We start from the raw sequence: 17342 nt of genomic DNA, 5'->3' as shown, positions 1-17342 counted from the left end.
CCAGGAGTCTGGTGGCGTGTACGTTCGATCGATCGGGCCGGGGAGGTCACGGTGACGGCGGTGGAGACCCGGAACGGACCGCTGGACGAGTCCGAACTGGCCGGACTGGACGCCTACTGGCGGGCGTCGAACTACCTCGCCGTCGGGCAGATCTACCTGATGGCGAACCCGCTGCTGCGCGAGCCGCTCGCGGCCGAGCACGTCAAGCCACGGCTGCTCGGGCACTGGGGTACGACGCCCGGGCTGAACTTCTGCTACACGCACCTGAACCGGATCATCCGCGAGCGCGAGGCGAAGATGATCTTCCTGTGCGGCCCGGGGCACGGCGGCCCGGCCGTGGTCGCCCAGTCGTACCTGGAGGGCACCTACTCGGAGCTGCTGCCGCACATCGGCCGGGACACCGCGGGCCTGGCGACGCTGTTCCGGCAGTTCTCGTTCCCGGGTGGGATTCCCAGCCACGCCGCCCCGGAGGTACCGGGGTCGATCCACGAGGGCGGCGAACTCGGCTACGTGCTCTCCCACGCGCACGGCGCCGCGTTCGACAACCCCGACCTGGTGGTGGCGGCGGTGGTCGGCGACGGGGAGGCGGAGACCGGGCCGCTCGCCACCGGGTGGCACGGCAACAAGTTCCTCAACCCGGCCACCGACGGGGCGGTGCTGCCGATCCTGCACCTCAACGGGTACAAGATCGACAACCCGACGATCCTGGCCCGGATCCCGGACCACGAACTCGTCGCGCTGCTCAACGGGTACGGCTGGCACCCGCACCTGGTGGACGGGGACGACCCGGCGACGATGCACCAGCTGATGGCCGCGACGCTGGACGTGGTGTTCGACGAGATCGCCACCATCCGGCACGACGCCCGGACCGGCGCCGGCATCGAACGGCCGGCCTGGCCGATGATCGTGCTGCGCACCCCGAAGGGCTGGACCGGCCCGGTCGAGGTGGACGGCAAGCAGGTGGAGGGGTCGTACCGGGCGCACCAGGTGCCGATCCCGAACGCCCGCACCAACCAGCAGCACCGGCAGCAGCTGGAGGACTGGCTGCTGTCGTACCGGCCGGAGGAACTGTTCGACGACGACGGCCGGCTGGCGACCGAGATCGCCGGGCTGGCGCCGCGGGGTCAGCTCCGGATGAGCGCCAGCCCGCACGCCAACGGCGGCCTGCTGCTGCGGGAGCTGCGGCTGCCGGACTTCCGGGACCACGCGGTCGCGGTACCGTCGCCGGCCACCACCACGGTCGAGTCCACCCGGGTGCTCGGCGGCTGGCTGCGCGACGTGATCGCCGCGAACCCGACCAACTTCCGGTTGTTCGGCCCGGACGAGACGGCCTCCAACCGGCTGTCCGCGGTGTACGAGACCACCGACAAGAACTGGCAGGCCACGCTGTATCCGAGCGACGACCGGCTCGGGCCGGACGGCCGGGTCGTCGAGGTGCTCAGCGAGCACCAGTGCCAGGGCTTCCTGGAGGGCTACCTGCTGACCGGTCGGCACGGGCTGTTCGACTGCTACGAGGCGTTCATCCACATCGTCGACTCGATGTTCAACCAGCACGCGAAGTGGCTCAAGACCACGCTGTCGATCCCGTGGCGGCGGCCCGTCTCATCGCTGAACTACCTGCTGTCCAGCCATGTGTGGCGGCAGGACCACAACGGCTTCTCGCACCAGGACCCCGGCTTCATCGACCACGTGGTCAACAAGAAGGCCGAGATCATCCGGGTCTACCTGCCGCCGGACGCGAACACCCTGCTGTCCACGATGGACCACTGCCTGCGGTCCCGGCACTACGTCAACGTCGTGGTCGCCGGCAAGCAGCCGCAGCTGCAGTTCCTGACCATGGACGAGGCCATCGCGCACTGCACCCGCGGCGTCGGGATCTGGGAGTGGGCGTCCACCGACGCCGGCGACCCCGACGTGGTGCTCGCCTGCTGCGGCGACGTGCCCACCCTGGAGACGCTCGCCGCGGCGGCGCTGCTCCGCGAACACCTGCCGGACCTCGCGGTACGGGTGGTCAACGTGGTCGACCTGATGCGGCTGCAGGACGAGCACGAGCACCCGCACGGGCTGTCCGACACCGAGTTCGACGCGCTGTTCACCCCGGACAAGCCCGTCATCCTCGCCTACCACGGCTACCCGTGGCTGATCCACCGGCTGACCTACCGCCGCAACAACCACGGCAACCTGCACGTGCGCGGGTACAAGGAGAACGGCACCACGACCACCCCGTTCGACATGGTGATGCTCAACGACCTGGACCGGTTCCACCTGGTGATGGACGTGATCGACCGGGTACCGGCGCTGCGCAGCCGGGCCGCCGGACTCCGCCAGCAGATGGCCGACGCCCGGCTCGCCGCCCGCGCGTACACCCGCGAGCACGGCGCGGACGACCCGGCGATCAGCGAGTGGACCTGGCCGTACTGAGATGCGGGTGCTGGTCGTCAACGCCGGCTCGTCGAGCGTGAAGGTACGGCTGCTCGACGGCGCCACCGCCGGCGGCGACGACGACGGCTTCTCCGTCGTCGGCAGCGTCGATCTGCCGGCCGTGGCCGGCGAGTTCGCCGTCGCGACGCTGCGCCAGGCGCTGACCCGGCTGGGTACCCCGGACGCGGTCGGGCACCGGGTGGTGCACGGCGGGCGCGAGTTCCGCGGCCCGGTCCGCATCGACGACCAGGTCCGCGCCGACATCGCCGCGCTGCGCGACCTGGCGCCGCTGCACCAGGACGCGGGCCTCGCCGGCATCCGCGCGGTCACCGAGCTGCTGCCCGACACCCCCGCGGTGGCCTGCTTCGACACCGCGTTCCACGCCGACCTGCCGGCCGCCGCCGCGACCTATCCGGTACCGGCGGAGTGGCGGGAACGCCACGCGGTGCGCCGGTACGGGTTCCACGGCCTGTCGCACCGCTACGCCGCGCGCCGGGCCGCCGAGCTGACCGGCCACGACCCGGCCACCGCCCGGGTGGTCAGCTGCCACCTCGGCTCCGGCGCGTCGCTGTGCGCGGTCGCCGGCGGTCGCTCGATGGACACCACGATGGGCTTCACCCCGCTGGAGGGCGTCGTGATGAGCACCCGGTCCGGCACCGTCGACCCCGGGCTGATCACCTGGCTCGCCGCCAACACCGGCCTGGCCGTCGACGAGATCGGCCGGGACCTGGAGCAGCGGTCCGGGCTGCTCGCCCTGGCCGGTACCGGCGACATGCGCGAGGTGCTCGCCGCCCGCGCCGCCGGCAGCCGGGCCGCCCGCCGCGCCCTCGACGTGTACCTGCACCGGCTGCGGGCCGGGATCGCCGCGATGACCGCCGCCCTGGGCGGCCTGGACGTGCTCGCGTTCACCGGCGGCATCGGCGAGCACGCCGGCGCGGTACGGGCCGGCGCGGCCGGCGGGCTCGGCTTCCTCGGCGTGGCGCTCGACGCGGCCCGCAACGAAGGCGCGCAGGGTGACGCGGACATCTCCGCCGCCGGCGCACCGGTACGCACCGCGGTGGTCACCGCGCGGGAGGACGCCGAGATCGCCGGCCAGGTCCGTACCCTGCTCACCGCCTGACCGGGAAGCCGGCCCCGGCAGCGGTCGGCCGGTACCCGGGCGGGCCGGCCGGGGTGTGCCAGCCAGCGCGGCTGGCCGGCACATGTAACACTCGGTGTTCCTTATCGCCCAGCGCCGCCGCGACGCGGCGCGTGCACGCCTGCTGGGGAGGCTCGCGTTTTCATGGCTGACGGCCAGATCGTCGTCTCCGGCCTGACGAAACAGTTTCGTCGGGTCAGAGCCGTCGACAATCTCTCGTTCACGGTGGAACCCGGTCGGGTGACCGGGTTCCTCGGCCCCAACGGGGCCGGCAAGACCACCACGCTGCGCATGCTGCTCGGCCTGGTGGCGCCGACCGCGGGCCACGCCACCATCGGTGGCCAGCGCTACGTCGACCTGCCCGACCCGCTGCGGGTCGTCGGCGCCGGGTTGGAGGCGGCGAGCTTTCACAAGGGCCGGACCGGCCGGGACCACCTGCGGGTGCTCTGCGCCGCCGGCGGCCTGCCCGGCCAGCGCGCCGACGAGGCGCTGGAGATGGTCGGGCTGACCCCGGCCGCCAAGCGCAAGGTCAAGGGCTACTCGCTGGGCATGAAGCAGCGGCTCGGCATCGCCGCCGGGATGCTCGGTGACCCGACCGTGCTGATCTTCGACGAGCCGGCCAACGGGCTGGACCCGGAGGGCATCCGGTGGATGCGGGACCTGCTGTCCGGCTTCGCCAAGCAGGGCCGCACCGTGCTGGTCTCCAGCCACCTGCTGTCCGAGGTGCAGCTGTTCGCCGACGACGTGGTGATCATCGCGGCCGGCCAGCTGATCCGGCAGGGCCCGGTGAGCGAGCTCACCGACGCCGACGGCATGCAGCGGGTTCGGGTGCGTACCCCGGAGCCGCAGAAGCTGCTCGCCGAGCTGAAGGCGCCGGACACCGCCGTGCAGACCGAGGAGGACGGCGCGCTGCTGGTCACCGGCGTTCCGGCCGCCGCGGTCGGGCACGCCGCGCTGGTCGCCGGGGTCGAGCTGCACGAGCTGTCCCCGCAGCGCGCCGACCTGGAGCGCATCTTCCTGGAACTGACCAGCGGGAAGGCGGGCATCCGATGAACCGGATCATTCGCAGCGAGCTGCTCAAGGTGCGCAGCACCAGCCTGTGGTGGCTGATGCTGATCGGCGTCCTCGCGTTCACCGCGATCGCGATCGCCTACAACATGCTCGGCAGCTACGTGCAGCTGAACCCGGACTCGTTCGGCGCCAACGCCGCGGACATGCACGTGGACAAGGCGAGCATCGCGGCCAACCTCTACACCTCCGGCCAGTACTTCGGCACCCTGCTGGCGATGGTGTTCGGGATCCTGATCTTCACCAACGAGTTCTTCCACCAGACCGCGACCGCGACGTTCCTGGCCACCCCGAAGCGCACCCGGGTGGTCGGCGGCAAGCTGATCGTGGCGATCCTGGTCGGCGTGGTCATCGCGCTGATCACCACCGTGCTCGCGGTGCCGTCCGGGTTGGGCTTCCTGGCCAGCCAGCACGTCGACACGTTCCTCGGCGACGGCACGGTGCTCAAGTCGATCGGGCTCAACTGGCTGGCGTTCGCGATCTGGGCGGTGTTCGGCCTGGGCATCGGCGCGCTGCTGCGCAGCCAGATCCTGTCGGTGATCGTCGGGCTGGTCGCGATGCTGGTCGGCCAGACGGTGATCCAGATCGGCCTGGCGCTGCTCGCGTCGTACTTCCACCAGGACTGGCTGGGCAAGGTGTCGTACTGGCTGCCCAGCGGCGCCTCGTCGGTGATGACCTCCCCGGCCGGCGCGGGCGGCATCGCCTGGTGGGCCGGCGCACTGACGCTGCTCGGCTACGGCGTGCTCGCGGCCGTGATCGGCACCCTGATCACCCGCCGCCGCGACATCAGCTGACCACCGGTACCCCGATCGGGGCATCGGGCGCGAAAGCGATTTCCCGTCCGATGCCCCCTGATCGACCGCAGCTCGGACACCGCGCCGGGCGGGCCGGCGAGGAGACCGCCGCGATGCAACTCACGGCACGTAACTCCCGCGTGACGGCGATCGTTTTCCAATCTGTGAAACACGCCACCCCGGTGGACAAAGCGCCTGCACCGTCGGTCCCATCACACCAACCCGTTGGTACGGGCGCGTAGCCTGGAATGCCGGGCGTTCAGCGTGGCGGCCGCGCGATTCGCGGCCGAGAAGAAATCACGTCGGAAGAGGCGATAACGGCCGTGTCGAGCCAGAGCAACGGACAATCAACCCCCACCGCGTCCGGCGAGTCGGAGACGAGTCTGCTCGCGGGATTCGGACCCAACGAGTGGATCGTCGAGGACATGTACCAGCGGTACCTGTCCGACCCCTCCAGCGTCGACCCCGCGTGGCACGAGTTCTTCGCCGACTACAAGCCGGCCTCCGACACCGGCACCACGTCCGCCAGCTCCGCCGGCAGCAACGGTACGGCCCCCGCCGACGCCGGCCCGGCCACCTCCGGCAGCAACGGTACGGCCGCCAGCAGCAACGGCAGCGTCGCCACGGCGAGCGCGCCGGCCCGCCCGGCCCCGGGCGGTACCGCCCAGCCGCAGCCGGCCCCGGCCGCGCCCGCCGCGAAGCCGGCCGCGCCGAAGCCCGCCACCGCACCGCAGCCGGCCGACGGCACCACCAGCAAGACCATCCGCGGCGTCGCCGCCAAGATCGTCAGCAACATGGACGCGTCGCTGACCATCCCGACCGCGACCAGCGTGCGGGCCGTGCCGGCCAAGCTGATGGCCGACAACCGCATCGTGATCAACAACCACCTGGCCCGGTCCCGCGGCGGCAAGGTGAGCTTCACCCACCTGATCGGCTTCGCGGTGGTGCGCGCGCTGGCCGGCTACCCGGAGATGAACAACTCCTACTCGGTGGTCGACGGCAAGCCGACCCTGGTCACCCCCGAGCACGTCAACCTCGGGCTGGCGATCGACCTGGCCAAGCCGGACGGGTCGCGCACCCTCATCGTGCCGAGCATCAAGCACACCGAGACGATGGACTTCCGGCAGTTCTGGGTGGCCTACGAGGACCTCGTCCGCCGGGCCCGGAAGAACGAGCTGACCATGGAGGACCACGCCGGCTCCACGATCTCGCTGACCAACCCCGGCGGCATCGGTACGGTGCACTCGGTGCCACGGTTGACCGGCGGCCAGGGCACCATCATCGGCGTCGGCGCGATGGAGTACCCGGCGGAGTACGCCGGGATGTCCGACGAGGAGCTGGCCAAGCTCGCCATCAGCAAGGTCATCACGCTGACCTCGACGTACGACCACCGGATCATCCAGGGTGCGGTGTCCGGCGAGTTCCTGAAGCGGGTGCACGAGCTGCTGCTCGGCGGTGACGGCTTCTACGACGAGGTGTTCACCGCGCTGCGGGTGCCGACCGAGCCGGTGCGCTGGGTGCGTGACACCGCGCGCAGCGCCGACGGCCAGATCGAGAAGAACGCCCGGGTCATCGAGCTGATCGAGGCCTACCGCGTGCACGGGCACCTGATGGCCGACACCGATCCACTCGAATACCACATCCGCAAGAACCCGAACCTGGACATCCTGCAGCACGGTCTGACCCTGTGGGACCTGGACCGGATGTTCCCGGTCGGCGGGTTCGCCGGCAAGCAGAAGATGAAGCTGCGCGACATCCTCGGCGTGCTGCGCGACTCGTACTGCCGCCGGGTCGGCGTGGAGTACATGCACATCCAGGACCCGGAGGAGCGGCGCTGGCTGCAGGACCGGGTCGAGGTGAAGCAGCCCGCCCCGTCGACCGACGAGCAGAAGCACATCCTCGGCCGGCTCAACGTGGCCGAGGCGTTCGAGACGTTCCTCGCCACCAAGTACGTGGGGCAGAAGCGGTTCAGCCTGGAGGGCGGCGAGACGCTGATCCCGCTGCTGGACGGGATCCTGCGCGACTCGGCCACCGAGGGCATGGACGAGGTCGTCATCGGCATGGCGCACCGCGGCCGGCTCAACGTGCTGGCCAACATCGTCGGCAAGCCGTACGAGAAGATCTTCAGCGAGTTCGAGGGCAACATCGACCCGAAGTCGGTGCAGGGCTCCGGTGACGTCAAGTACCACCTGGGCATGGTCGGCAAGTTCACCACGCCGGACGGGCAGCACTCGACGACCGTGTCGGTGGCCGCCAACCCCAGCCACCTGGAGACCGTCGACCCGGTGCTGGAGGGCATCGTCCGGGCCAAGCAGGACCGCATCGACCTCAAGCTCGAGGGGTACACGGTGCTCCCGGTCGCGGTGCACGGCGACGCGGCGTTCGCCGGTCAGGGCGTGGTCGCCGAGACGCTGAACCTCTCCCAGTTGCGCGGCTACCGCACCGGCGGCACCGTGCACGTGGTGGTCAACAACCAGGTCGGCTTCACCACCTCGCCGGAGTACTCGCGCTCGTCGCTCTACTCCACCGACGTGGCGCGGATGATCCAGGCGCCGATCTTCCACGTCAACGGGGACGACCCGGAGGCGTGCGTGCGGGTGGCGCGGCTGGCCTTCGAGTACCGCCAGACGTTCAACAAGGACGTCGTGATCGACATGGTCTGCTACCGCCGTCGCGGCCACAACGAGGGCGACGACCCGGCCATGACGCAGCCGCTGATGTACAAGATCATCGACAACAAGCGCTCGGTCCGCAAGCTGTACACCGAGGAGCTGATCGGCCGCGGCGACCTGACCCTGGCCGAGGCCGAGGAGGCCCTGAAGGACTTCCACGACCAGCTCGACACGGTGTTCAAGGCGACCAAGGAGGCCGCCAAGACCACCAAGCAGCTGCCCCGCAAGCGCGAGCCGGAGCCGGAGCCGGTGGTGGCCACCGCGACCGACGCGGCGACCATCGAGCGGATCGGCCGGATCCACGAGGAGCTGCCGGACGGTTTCGTACCGAACCCGCGGGTGGCCAAGATCCTCAAGCGCCGGATCGCGATGGCCACCGAGGGCAACATCGACTGGGCAATGGGCGAGCTGATCGCGTTCGGTTCGCTGCTCACCCAGGGTGTCGGGGTGCGGCTGTCCGGACAGGACTCCCGCCGCGGCACGTTCGTGCAGCGGCACTCGGTGGTGGTGGACGCCAACACCGGCGCCGAGTTCACCCCGCTGACCCACCTCGGCGACGACCAGGCCCGGTTCTTCGTGCAGGACTCGCTGCTCAGCGAGTACGCCGCGATGGGCTTCGAGTACGGCTACTCGGTCGAGACGCCGGACGCGCTGGTGGCGTGGGAGGCGCAGTACGGCGACTTCGCCAACGGCGCCCAGTCGGTCATCGACGAGTTCATCAGCTCCGGCGAGGCCAAGTGGGGCCAGCAGACGTCGGTCACGCTGCTGCTGCCGCACGGCCTGGAAGGTCAGGGCCCGGACCACTCGTCCGGCCGCATCGAGCGTTACCTGCAGATGTGCGCCGACGACAACATGCGGGTGGCGGTCCCGACCACCCCGGCCAGTTACTTCCACCTGCTGCGCCGGCAGGGGCTGACCCCGAAGCGCAAGCCGCTGATCGTGTTCACCCCGAAGGTGCTGCTGCGGCACAAGCTCGCGGTGTCGTCGATCGCCGACTTCACCAGCGGGACGTTCCAGCCGGTGCTGGCCGACCCGGGCATCAAGGGCCAGCCGCTCGACGCGAACGGCGTCAAGCGGGTGCTGCTCTGCTCCGGCAAGGTGTTCTACGACCTGCTGGAGGCGCGAGAGCAGCGCGGCCTGACCGACGTCGCGATCGTGCGCATCGAGCAGCTGTACCCGCTGCCGATCGAGGAGACCCGGGCCGCGCTCGCCGGGTACCCGAACGCGGAGGACTTCGTCTGGGTGCAGGACGAGCCGGCGAACCAGGGTGCCTGGTCGCACATCGCGCTCAACCTGCTGGAGCACCTGGACGGGGTGCGGCTGCGCCGCATCTCCCGCCCGGCCGCCGCGGCGCCCGCCGCCGGCTCGAACAAGGTGCACGGTTGGGAGCAGCAGGCGCTCATCGAGGCGGCGCTGCCCACCCCGCAGTAACGACAGTTCGCCGGCTCCCCGCCACCCCCGTCGGGTGGCGGGGAGCCTTCGCGTGGAGGATCGACAGCATGTACTTCACCGATCGCGGCATCGAGGAGCTGTCCGAGCGGCGCGGCGAGGAGTCCGTGTCGCTGGACTGGGTGGCCGACCGGCTGCGCGACTTCGTCGACATCAATCCGGAGTTCGAGGTTCCGATCGAACGGCTGGCCACCTGGCTGGCCCGGCTCGACGACCCGGACGAGGACTGACGTCGCCGATCCAGCGTCGCCACCGCGACGGCTCGCGCCGCGCCGGCCGGTCGTCGACGGTGGTGCTCCTGGAAGACGTTTCCACATGGTGAGCGGATCCGACGGTTATTCGCCGATTCGGTGTCGTCCGGCGGTACTCGTCCGGTAGCGTGGCCGCGGTCCGGGTTCGCCGCGGCATCCCGCCGGCGCGGATTGCTTGCGCCGCAACGTGATCCGCCGCACATGCGCCCCGGCGACAGCGCCGACGCAGGTGGAGGTAGGTCCGTGTCGCTGACCGATCCGGCCGGGTTCGATCCCGCACCCGGCGCTGGCACCGCCGGCGCACCGGAGACGATCCGGGCCGCCCGGCCGGGCGACCTGGGCCAGATCACCGAGCTGCTCGCCGCCGCCTTCGCGCCGCTCGCGGTGGCCGACTACCTGGTCCCGGACCCGCGCCGGCGGCTCGCAGTGCTCACCCCGTACTTCCGGCTGTTCGCCGAGCACGTCGTGTACGAGCCGGCCGCCACCGCGCACGTCGCGGTGGACGAGGACTGGGGAACCATCGACGCGGTGGCGCTGTGGCTGGACAGCGAGGACCCCGGCCCGCCCGGGTACGACAAGCAGCGTGCGGTGATCGCCGGCGACCTGGCCGACCGGTTCGAACTGGTGGACGATCTGCTCGCCGGTGCTGCCCCGGGCAGCTGGCACGAGCGGCTGCTGTTCCTCGCGGTACGACCAGAGCAACGGCACCGTGGTCTCGGCGCCACGCTGCTCGCCGAACACGACCCGGACCTCGACGCGCTCGGCACCGCCGGATACCTGGTGGCGCCGGACGCCGTCACGGCCAGCCGGTACGAGCGGCACGGCTACCACCGGTTCGGGCCGCCGCTGCTGCTCCCCAACAACGCCGACCTGCACCCGCTCGTCCGCGACCCCCGCTGATCCTCGGCGCGGGCCGCCCGGTCAACCGACTGATCCTCGGCGCGGGCCGCCCGGTCAACCGACTGATCCTCGGCGCGGGCCGCCCGGTCGACCGAGCCGCCGCGCCGCGGCCCGGTCAGCGCTGGCCAGCGCCGCAGCGTGCGAGGTCTCGGTGAGGCTGCCCAGCGAGTACGACGCCGCCCAGTTCCCGGCACGGGCGGACCCGATCGGCGCCATCCGTGGGTCGGCGACCGGGCACGGCCACGTCCGGTGCGCGGACGGGGCCAGCACGTGCGCCGGCAACCGACAGCGACCGACCGTCCATTCCCCGGCGGTGACCCGCACCGTCACGGTGCTCGACGCGGTGACCGCATCGCTGGCGTTGTCGGCCGTGACGGCGAGGTCGAGGCGGGTGCAGCCGTCGTACCGGCATTGCCCGACCTGGGCGCCGTTCGTCGGATCCGCGCTGACGGTGACCTCGTCCGCCGCTGCCGGCCCGGCCGCGATGGTCGCCGGCACCGTGGCCGCCACGGCGGCGACGGTGTGGTACTCGGCGCGTGCCCGGGCGGCCGATCCGGCCCGCACCGTCAGCCGGGCCCGGTGCCCGCCGACGGTGACGGCACCGAGCCCGCGCTCCGACCGACTCAGAACAGCGCGTACTTCGACCAGCCGGTGGCGATCTGATGCTTGACCGACCACGTCGCATGACCCGACCCGTCGTACCGCCAGATCGTGCCCGCCGAGTCCCGCGCGATCAGATCCGGGACGGCATCGCCGGTGATGTCACCGACACCGATGATCGTGTTGTACTTGGCCCAGCCGGCCTCGACCCGCACCTTCGTGGCGAACCTGCCATCCTTGGTGCCGCGGTAGAACCACATCACCCCGTCACCATCCACCGCCAACAGATCACCACACCCGTCGCCATCCAGATCACCGGCACCGATCAACTTCACGTACTTGTTCCACCCCGACGTGAACCGCACCCCCGGCTTGAACTGCGAGGCACCGGTGCCGGCCTTGAAATACAGCACACCAGCACCGTTCCGAACGACCAGGTCGTCGATCCCGTCGTTGTTCAGGTCACCGGTCGACACGATCGCCGTGAACCCGCCATAACCGGGGCCGATCGTCACGTGCCCGGCCGTGCTCCGGTCGAAGGCCGCGTCGCCGGTGCCGAGGTAGCCACCAACGTCGCCGGTTCCGTTGCGTACCAGCAGGTCGTTGTAACCGTCTCCGTTCAGGTCACCGAACGGGATCAGCATCGTGTAGGTGCGGCTGGTGGTGCCGAGTGGCCAGGTCTCCGTGTAGCCACCCTCGTTGTGCAGCTTGCCGTCACCGTTGCCCACCCACCAGGAGGCACGGTCGTCGTCGGACTTGTTCACCGCCAGCACGGCGCCCGAGCCGAGGCAGGAGTAGTCGCGGTAGAGGCTGGTGCCGCACACCATCGTCACCACACTGCCGCCACCCGGCACGGGTGTCGCGGTGCCGTCCACCATGGCGTCGAACTGCCATCGGTACTGCCCGTTCGGTGCATAGGAGCCGTCGGCGAGCTTCCCATCCCAGGTCTGGTGGGCGCCGACACGCGTCGGACCCCCGGTCGCAGAATGGACGACCTGGCCGGTTGCCACCCGGGTGATCGTGAAGCGCCACCCAGCGATCGGATGGTTCATCGAGACCGACGCGTTCCAGTCGCTCGTGCCGCCCTGATGCGGATAGATACCCGAGCCGCTGGACTCGCTCGTCGCCTGCAACGGGGATGCCGGGACGCCGGAGGCCAGCACGTGCACCGAGTCGTCGGACGTCACGTACGCGATGTCGCCGCTGTAGCGGTCCACCGTCCAGTCGATCCCGCGATCATCCGGGTACGTCGTCGAGGCCAGCGCGGCGAGTTTCACCGGCGGCGCCGCAGCGTCGGTGTGCACGTCCACCAGCTGGAGCGAGTCCGCGGTCCGCAGCACCAGGTAACCGTCGCCGAGCAGAGCCGGGCCGTCCGGCACGGTGAACGAGGCACCTGTCGTGAGGTCGTACACGCCAGCGGCCGCTCCGGCACACGACCAGTACAGCCAGTGCTGTGCGGCCTGTACCTCGTCCGGCCGACACGAGTCTCCGGTCTGGACCGACCCGAGCTTCGTCACACCGGTCGACGCCAGCCGGTACTGGGTGATCGTGCCGGCGCCGGTGGACCGCCACAGGGTCGCGTTCCACAACGCCGCACCGGTGACCGACCCGACGGTCACCGGATCGGAGTAGCCGGACCGCACCGCGTACTGCTCGCCGGTCGCGGTGCTCTCGACGAGCACCCAGCCACCCGAGACGTCGACCAGTCGGACCCCCGTCACGGCCAGGTCCGTGCTCGTACTCGCGTGGTACGGATCGACGTTCTCCCGGATCGTCGTGTGCCCGGCGGTGTCGGTCGACAGGTAGGTCAGCCCGTAGGCGTTGCCGTCCAGGGTGCGGACGCACTGGCGGCCGGACGAGCACCGCACGGCGGCGGGCACCAGCGTCCCGCCGTCCACCCGACCGTACGGAGCCGCCGTCGGATCGGTGTCCGGGGCGATCCCGTGGTTGTACAGGTGCAGATCGGTACCGCCGGACACGGTCGGGTTGCTTTCGACGTGCCGCAGGTTGCCGTGCGCCATCGCCAGCCCGGCATTGGCCTGCGGCACCGGCGGCAACGTCAGCACCGTCGCGTCCGAGAGCGCTCCGTCCGCGCCGGGGGTGAACCGGTGAACGGCCGCGTGGCCGGCGTCCGGTCCACCGGTGACCAGCACGCTGCCGTCGGCCGCCTGGACCGGGGTGGACGCGTAGCTGTCCAACAGCGTGCCGGGGCCGCTGCCATCGAAGGGGATGTCCACCACCGAACCGGTCGTCTTGCCGTCGGGTCCGATGTGTGCGGCGGCGACGACGTGGTCCCCGGCCAGCGCCCAGTCGTACGAGGAGTCCACCACGATCGGGTACACGGTCGGGGTCGGGTCCCCGGCCCGGATCTGCTGCGGCGTCAGCACCGCGATCGCGGGGGACCCGGCCACCGCGGTTCGCCAGGCGATCTCGGTGGGGGTCACCCGGAACGTGCTCTGGGCCTGTAGCCCGTCGATCGGGGTCGCGGTGTCCGTGCTCAGGTCGAGCAGCAGGTACTCGACGGCCCCGCCCCGGGCCGCCACGTACGGCACCAGCGCGTCGTGCTCGCCGTCGACCTGGATCGGAGTCCCGGTCGACGCGGTGACGTAGCCGCCGGCGGGCACGCCCTCGACCGGCTGGGTCGACCCGTCGGTCAGGTCGAGTATCTCGGTCACCGGTGGCGCGGTGGCGCCCTGCGCATAGATGATCGCCCGCGTCCCGTCCGCGCCGACACCCTTGACCGTGAACCCGGCCGGTACCTGGTGGCTGGTCAGCGTGGCGTCACCGGGCGTACCGACCTGCAGCGTGCCACCGGGATCGGTGCCGTAGACCGCGACGTGGTCGCCGCCGCCCGGGTGCAGCTCGGCCGCGGGCACCCCGTCCAACGCGGGCGCGGCCCGCGTCGCACCGGTCGCGTAGCCGGTCCACTGCACGCCGGCGACGCCCTGCCGACGGTGCGCGAACCCGGTCGCTCCCGCGAACACCACGGTGTCCTGAGCGGAGACGGTCAGCCGGTCCGCCGGGATGGTGGCGATCTCGGTCGGCGCGGCGGCCGAGGCGGTGGTGGGTGTGGCGGAGACGAGGGTGGCGGTGAGAACCGCGGTGGCACCGGTGGCGAGGAAAGCGCCGAAAACCTTACGGGAACGGGTAAGCACGTCGTCAGCTCCCAGGGGAAAAGTCGAGGAACGATAGCACCATCGGCGGACGTTTTGGGGACAGGGAGTGGCCGATCAACTACCGTTGTGCACCATTTGTCGCCAACGCTGGGAATGCCGCACCGCGTCAGGCGTTGTACTGCACGGCGCCGGCGCGGCGGTCCCGGCGCGGCGCGTACGGTCGGTGCAGCCCGGCAGCGACCCAGAACCACGAGACGGAGCGAGCGTGACACTGACCGACCTGGTACCCGGCAGCGCAGAACCGGACGCGGTCTACGAGGCGTTCGAGGGCTGGGTCGGCGAGCAGGGCCTGGAGCTGTACCCGGCGCAGCAGGAGGCGCTGATCGAGCTGGTGTCCGGCTCGAACGTCATCCTGTCGACGCCGACCGGCTCGGGCAAGAGCCTGGTCGCGGTCGGTGCGCACTTCGCCGCGCTGGCCGGGGTCGCCACCGCCGGCAAGCGCGGCCGGAACCCCGACGCCCCCGGCCGGAAGTACCCCGGCCGGACCTTCTACACCGCGCCGATCAAGGCGCTGGTCAGCGAGAAGTTCTTCGCGCTGTGCGACACGTTCGGCGCGGCGAACGTCGGGATGCTCACCGGCGACGCGAGCGTCAACCCGACCGCGCCGATCATCTGCTGCACCGCGGAGATCCTGGCGAACCTGGCGCTGCGGGACGGTTCCGACGCCGACGTCGACCAGGTGGTGATGGACGAGTTCCACTTCTACGCCGACCCGGATCGCGGCTGGGCCTGGCAGGTGCCGCTGATCGAACTGCGCAACGCGCAGTTCCTGCTGATGTCGGCGACCCTCGGCGACGTGTCGCGGTTCGAGGCGGACCTGACCCGGCGCACCGGGCGCACCACCACCGTGGTCAGCTCGGCCGAGCGCCCGGTGCCGCTGACCTTCGAGTACGTCACGACGCCGCTGCACGAGACGCTGGAGCTGCTGCTGGAGGAGCACCAGGCGCCGATCTACGTCGTACACTTCACCCAGGCAGCGGCGCTGGAACGGGCCCAGGCGCTGATGAGCACCAACGTGTGCAGCAAGGCGGAGAAGGAGGCGATCGCCGGGCTGATCGGCGACTTCCGGTTCGCCGCCGGTTTCGGCAAGACGCTGTCCCGGTTGGTACGGCACGGGATCGGCGTGCACCACGCCGGCATGCTGCCCAAGTACCGCCGGCTGGTGGAGCTGCTGGCGCAGGCCGGGCTGCTGAAGGTCATCTGCGGTACGGACACTCTCGGCGTCGGCATCAACGTACCGATCCGCACGGTGATCTTCTCCGGGCTGACCAAGTTCGACGGTGTCCGGATGCGGCAGCTCAACGCCCGCGAGTTCCACCAGATCGCCGGTCGGGCCGGCCGGGCCGGCTACGACACCGCCGGTACCGTCGTGGTCGAGGCGCCCGACCACGTGATCGAGAACGAGAAGGCGCTGCGCAAGGCCGGCAACGACGAGAAGAAGCGGCGCAAGGTCGTCCGCAAGAAGCCGGCACCGGGCACCGTGTCCTGGACGAAGTCCACCTTCGAGCGGCTGGTGGCGGCCGACCCGGAACCGCTCAGCTCGCAGTTCAAGGTGAGCCACGCGATGCTGCTCAACGTCATCGACCGCGGCGGCGACCCGTTCCTGTCGATGCGGCACCTGCTGGAGGACAACCACGAGACCCGTGCGGCGCAACGCAAGCACATCCGCCGGACGATCGCGATCTACCGGGCGCTGCGGGCCGGCGGCGTGATCGAGGAGCTGGACGAGCCGGACGAGTACGGCGACACCATCCGGGTCACCATCGACCTGCAGGCCGACTTCGCGCTGAACCAGCCGCTGTCCCCGTTCGCGTTGGCCGCGCTGGAGGTGCTGGACCGCGAGTCGCCGAGCTACGCGCTGGACGTGGTGTCGGTGATCGAGTCCACCCTGGACGATCCCCGGCAGGTACTGTCCGCGCAGCAGTTCGCGGCGCGCGGCGAGGCGGTCGACGCGATGAAGGCGGACGGCGTCGAGTACGACGAGCGGATGGAACGGCTGGAGCAGATCACCTGGCCGAAGCCGCTCGCCGAGCTGCTCGACGTCACCTACGAGGCGTACGCGAAGGGCCACCCCTGGGTCCGCGACCACGAGCTGTCGCCGAAGTCGGTGGTGCGCGACATGTACTCGCAGGCGATGACCTTCACCGAGTACATCGGCGCCTACAAGCTGGCCCGCTCCGAGGGGGTGCTGCTGCGCTATCTCGCCGACGCGTACAAGGCGTTGAAGCAGACGGTGCCGGACTCGGCCCGTACCGAGGAGCTGACCGACCTGATCGAGTGGCTCGGCGAGCTGGTCCGGCAGGTCGACTCCAGCCTGCTCGACGAGTGGGAGAAGCTGAGCCATCCGGACGCCGTACCGGACGAGTCCACTGTGGACGACAAGCCGCCGGCGGTGACCGCGAACGTGCGCGCGTTCCGGGTGCTGGTGCGCAACGCGCTGTTCCGGCGGGTGGAGCTGGCCGCCCTGCGCCGCTACGACAAGCTCGCCGCCCTCGACGACGCCGGCCTGGACGCCGACGCGTGGGCCGACGAGCTGGCGGACTACTACGCCGAACACGACGAGATCGGCACCGGCCCGGACGCGCGCGGCCCGAAGCTGCTGCAGATCGAGCAGCAGTCGGACCGCTGGCTGGTGCGCCAGGTGCTGGACGACCCGGCCGGCGACCACGACTGGTCGATCGACGCCGAGGTCGACCTCGCCGCCTCCGACGAGGCCGGTACCGCCGTCGTCGCGGTCACCGGCGTCACCCGCCTCGACACCTGACGCCGCACCGTCGGCACCGGTGGTTTGCACGGCCCTTTGCTCTGCCTACCTCAGCGCACCACCCGTGGTGCAGGTGGGTGCGCAGAGCAAAGGAACACGCATAGAAGGT

The 17342-nt window shown here is 70.9% G+C and carries 10 protein-coding genes; 8 read left to right on the top strand and 2 right to left on the bottom strand.

Annotated elements, in window-relative coordinates; genetic code table 11:
• The first annotated feature begins 51 nt into the window (after positions 1 to 51).
• The 7 genes from Athai_RS03475 to Athai_RS03445 all read left to right on the top strand — a co-directional run bounded on the left by Athai_RS03475 (position 52) and on the right by Athai_RS03445 (position 10693).
• Positions 52 to 2421, top strand: coding sequence for a phosphoketolase family protein (locus Athai_RS03475; protein WP_203960127.1), 2370 nt, complete (start codon positions 52 to 54; stop codon positions 2419 to 2421).
• Position 2422: 1 nt separating this feature from the next.
• Positions 2423 to 3541, top strand: coding sequence for an acetate/propionate family kinase (locus Athai_RS03470; RefSeq protein WP_203960126.1), 1119 nt, complete (start codon positions 2423 to 2425; stop codon positions 3539 to 3541).
• Positions 3542 to 3703: 162 nt separating this feature from the next.
• Positions 3704 to 4612 (top strand): ABC transporter ATP-binding protein, encoded by a 909-nt coding sequence (locus Athai_RS03465; protein WP_203960125.1) that lies wholly within the window; start codon positions 3704 to 3706, stop codon positions 4610 to 4612.
• Positions 4609 to 5421, top strand: a complete 813-nt coding sequence (locus tag Athai_RS03460) for an ABC transporter permease (protein ID WP_203960124.1) — start codon at positions 4609 to 4611, stop codon at positions 5419 to 5421. Before Athai_RS03465 ends, Athai_RS03460 begins: the two co-directional genes overlap by 4 nt.
• A gap of 425 nt (positions 5422 to 5846) precedes the next feature.
• Positions 5847 to 9524: a multifunctional oxoglutarate decarboxylase/oxoglutarate dehydrogenase thiamine pyrophosphate-binding subunit/dihydrolipoyllysine-residue succinyltransferase subunit gene (locus tag Athai_RS03455; RefSeq protein ID WP_420829814.1), complete on the top strand. Its 3678-nt coding sequence runs from the start codon at positions 5847 to 5849 to the stop codon at positions 9522 to 9524.
• A 68-nt stretch (positions 9525 to 9592) separates the two neighbouring features.
• A complete protein-coding gene (locus Athai_RS03450) occupies positions 9593 to 9772 on the top strand; it encodes a DUF6104 family protein (RefSeq protein WP_203960122.1) in 180 nt (59 codons plus the stop codon).
• 264 nt (positions 9773 to 10036) lie between these two features.
• On the top strand, positions 10037 to 10693 hold the full coding sequence (locus Athai_RS03445; RefSeq protein WP_203960121.1) for an N-acetyltransferase: 657 nt from the start codon (positions 10037 to 10039) through the stop codon (positions 10691 to 10693).
• Between the two features lie 54 nt (positions 10694 to 10747).
• Here Athai_RS03445 and Athai_RS03440 read toward each other — a convergent pair whose 3' ends face one another.
• Both Athai_RS03440 and Athai_RS03435 read right to left on the bottom strand, forming a co-directional pair.
• Positions 10748 to 11203 carry a hypothetical protein gene (locus tag Athai_RS03440; RefSeq protein ID WP_203960120.1) on the bottom strand — a complete coding sequence of 152 codons (456 nt, stop codon included), beginning with the start codon at positions 11201 to 11203 and terminating at the stop codon, positions 10748 to 10750.
• A 113-nt stretch (positions 11204 to 11316) separates the two neighbouring features.
• Positions 11317 to 14448: an FG-GAP-like repeat-containing protein gene (locus Athai_RS03435; RefSeq protein WP_203960119.1), complete on the bottom strand. Its 3132-nt coding sequence runs from the start codon at positions 14446 to 14448 to the stop codon at positions 11317 to 11319.
• Between the two features lie 226 nt (positions 14449 to 14674).
• Between Athai_RS03435 and Athai_RS03430 the strand changes: the two genes are divergently transcribed.
• On the top strand, positions 14675 to 17233 hold the full coding sequence (locus tag Athai_RS03430; protein WP_203960118.1) for a DEAD/DEAH box helicase: 2559 nt from the start codon (positions 14675 to 14677) through the stop codon (positions 17231 to 17233).
• Positions 17234 to 17342 lie beyond the last annotated feature (109 nt).

Source organism: Actinocatenispora thailandica, from assembly GCF_016865425.1.
Taxonomy (GTDB): Bacteria; Actinomycetota; Actinomycetes; order Mycobacteriales; family Micromonosporaceae; genus Actinocatenispora; species Actinocatenispora thailandica.
The sequence above is the reverse complement of the archived record's forward strand: the minus strand, read 5'-3'. Positions and strand labels throughout refer to the sequence as shown.